The organism is Rhizobium sp. M1, from assembly GCF_002531805.1.
Lineage (GTDB): Bacteria > Pseudomonadota > Alphaproteobacteria > Rhizobiales > Rhizobiaceae > Rhizobium > Rhizobium etli_C.
Map to the genome: position 1 here is coordinate 1 of NZ_NWSW01000091.1, position 3,056 is coordinate 3,056.

General features: G+C 58.1%; 2 protein-coding genes and 2 pseudogenes. 3 read left to right on the forward strand and 1 reads right to left on the reverse strand.

Annotated elements, in window-relative coordinates; translation table 11 throughout:
• Together CO655_RS32915 and CO655_RS34145 are read left to right on the forward strand one after the other, a co-directional pair.
• A partial coding sequence (locus CO655_RS32915) for an SIS domain-containing protein (RefSeq protein ID WP_141514396.1) occupies positions 1-797 on the forward strand: 797 nt, incomplete at its 5' end.
• A 143-nt stretch (positions 798-940) separates the two neighbouring features.
• Positions 941-1,081: a hypothetical protein gene (locus CO655_RS34145; protein ID WP_176539353.1), complete on the forward strand. Its 141-nt coding sequence runs from the start codon at positions 941-943 to the stop codon at positions 1,079-1,081.
• A gap of 329 nt (positions 1,082-1,410) precedes the next feature.
• Here CO655_RS34145 and CO655_RS33710 read toward each other — a convergent pair.
• A pseudogene (locus CO655_RS33710) lies at positions 1,411-1,717 on the reverse strand (MobA/MobL family protein); the annotation flags it as partial.
• Positions 1,718-2,185: 468 nt separating this feature from the next.
• Between CO655_RS33710 and CO655_RS32920 the strand changes: the two are divergent.
• Positions 2,186-3,056 (forward strand): annotated as a pseudogene (locus CO655_RS32920) (polysaccharide biosynthesis protein); the annotation flags it as partial.

Genomic DNA, 3,056 nt, shown 5'->3' on the forward strand with positions numbered 1-3,056 from the left:
TCTCGCAGTCCGGCGAAACCGCCGATACGCTGGCATCGCTGCGTTACTGCCGCGACAACGGCCTGAAGATCGGCGCCGTCGTCAATGTCCGCGAATCGACGATCGCCCGCGAATCCGACGCCGTCTTCCCGATCATCGCTGGCCCCGAAATCGGCGTCGCCTCGACCAAGGCCTTCACCTGCCAGCTTGCTGTGCTGGCGTCGCTGGCGATCGGCGCCGGCAAGGCACGTGGCACGGTGAGCGCTGAGGAGGAGAGGGCGCTGGTGCGTCATCTCGCCGAAATGCCGCGCATCATGAGCCGGGTGCTCAACCTCATCCAGCCGCAGATGGAAAGCCTTTCACGCGAACTGTCGAAATGTAAGGACGTGCTTTATCTTGGCCGCGGCACCAGCTTCCCGCTCGCCATGGAAGGCGCGCTGAAGCTCAAGGAAATCTCCTACATCCACGCCGAAGGTTATGCCGCCGGCGAATTGAAGCATGGGCCGATCGCGCTGATCGACGAGAACATGCCCGTCATCGTCATCGCCCCCTACGATCGTTTCTTCGAAAAGACCGTCTCGAACATGCAGGAGGTTGCAGCCCGCGGCGGCCGTATCATCTTCATCACCGACGAGGCGGGTGCGGCAGCCTCGAAACTGCCGACGATGGCGACGATCACCCTTCCCGTGGTCGACGAAATCATCGCGCCGATGATCTTCTCGCTGCCGATCCAGTTGCTCGCCTATCACACCGCTGTCTTCATGGGCACCGATGTCGACCAGCCCCGCAATCTGGCGAAATCCGTGACTGTTGAGTAAGCCTGAAACGCCGCGACCTGCTGCGTCGGACTTGCGGCCACAACAGCGCGTGATCACACAATCTGTCCACTACTGCAGATTAGTGTTTGATCTCAGGTCGACTCACGCGCCTCACTTCGTTAAAAGGCGCAACGAGGTGACGCATGACCGATTCAAAAGATCAGCAAAAAGAAGACGAACGGCCGACGAAGCCGCCACTTCCGAAAGGCGAGAGATTTTTCGATCCTTGGGAGGAGGAGTTTCGCCGAATCTACAAGCAGGACGATAAGGCATTCGATTTTTAATAAGGGGACGGCTCCCACCGCTACGCGCTGTTGTGCCAAAGATCTTACCCATATTTAGTTGATCTTCAACAAGTGCCGAGGGTACGCTATCGTATTTCCCTTAGCCCGTCGCTATCCGCCGGCATGACAAATCAAGCCATAACCAAGGCGGCCTCACCCGCTTCCGTTCAAGGGCGCCGGCGGAAGCAAGACATCTAAACTATTTTTGATTAATGTCCTCGGTACACGCCAGCCAGTCGTCGATCGCCTGGCGCTCAAGCCAGTACTGAAATAACCTCCCGGTATTCAGAAGGCGACCAAGCGATCCGGGACTACGGCAAGATTGTCGGCAGCGCGATACTCTCAGCTTGCGTCAGCGCAATGATCAGCTCGCGGACAAGTCTCGCGTTCGCGCGCGTTTCGTAGGCCTCGACCCCATTCCAAAGTGCCTCGCTGGCCTAGCGACCGGATGGGCGGCCAATTGTCTCCTGAAGCCAGAGCCAACTATGGACGCCGTCCGGGAGGCAAGCTCTTCGTGCATCAGTTCGGGAGCGTCGTCGCGATAGCTTAATGAGGTACCGGTCCGCTCATCTATCGTGCGGCGCGATGGCGATTCGCGACGCCCGACACTACGCTGCGACCTGCCCGTCGGCTCATCACCTACGCTCTAACGAACAGGCCGCGTGGCACCTTACTGCTCAGACCCGATCGTTAAAAGTAGAATTCATCGCTTCCCTGCCGCACGTTTTGCGTGTTTTGATTGATTATCCGAAACCAGAAAAGAACAAAATCGTAACATAATTGCCACTGACACCTCCGACCTTGTCAGCTCGGGCCAGGGAGACAGTGCAGCGAACGCCAGGCCTTCGTCGCGGCGGCTGTCTATTTTTATGACACGCTACATGTTCCTGAACTGCGGTCAAGACGATGTCGGAATTACCTGCCTAGGGACGTGCCCTTTAACTACAGGGACCCACCAGGAGCGTGCGGCGAACAAATTAACTTACCAACTTCCGATAGATAAGCGGTGCGGAAGACCTTGATTTCCGATTATTTCAGTTGCGCTCGTTGTAGAAAATGACAAGAAGGTGATTGTCTGATTGATCTGCGAGACGCTGGGAAGCAATGCCTGAAAATACCCCCACTGAGACGCCACGCTCAGCATGGTTCTTAGTGCCGATGCAGGCGCTTGTCGCCCCTCTGCTGGCGATGCCGCGTGCCGCCAAACGCGCGCTCGCCTTGCTGGTGGATTCAAGCTTTTGCGTCCTGACGATCTGGCTGGCTTATTGCTTCCGCCTGAACGAATGGACCGTCCTGACCGGCGTGCAGTGGTTACCGGTCTTCGTTTCCCTGTGCATGGCCCTTCCCATCTTCGTCGTTATGGGCATGTATCGGGCAATTTTCCGTTACGCCGGTCTTGCCGCCTTCATCGCGGTTCTTAAGGCTATCGCGATTTACGGCGTCGCCTTCATGACGATATTTACGGCGCTCAGCGTCCCGGGCGTTCCGAGAACCGTCGGTATTCTCCAGCCCTTCCTGCTGCTGATCGCGATCGGTCTGTCTCGGTTGGGTATCCGCTATTGGCTCGGCGATACCTATCAGCGGATACTGCACCAGAATACGCTCGCCAAGGTGCTGATCTACGGAGCAGGGAATTCCGGCCGACAACTCGCCGGCGCTCTGACGAACAGCGCCGAACTCAATGTCGTCGGCTACCTGGATGATGATCCGCGTCTTAAGGGCGGCATCATGGGCGGCTTGCCGATCTACGACCCGTCGGACCTTCCGGTGCTCGCCGAAGCTCTTGGCGTGCACAACGTGCTTCTTGCCCTTCCCTCTGCATCACGGCAGCGGCGCAACGAAATCCTCGAGCGCATCCGCAAAGCCAGGGTGAATGTTCGCACATTGCCGGATCTGACGGCGCTTGCTCAGGGCCGTGTCGCCGTCTCCGACATTCGCGAGCTGGAGATCGAAGACCTGCTGGGCCGGGAAGCGG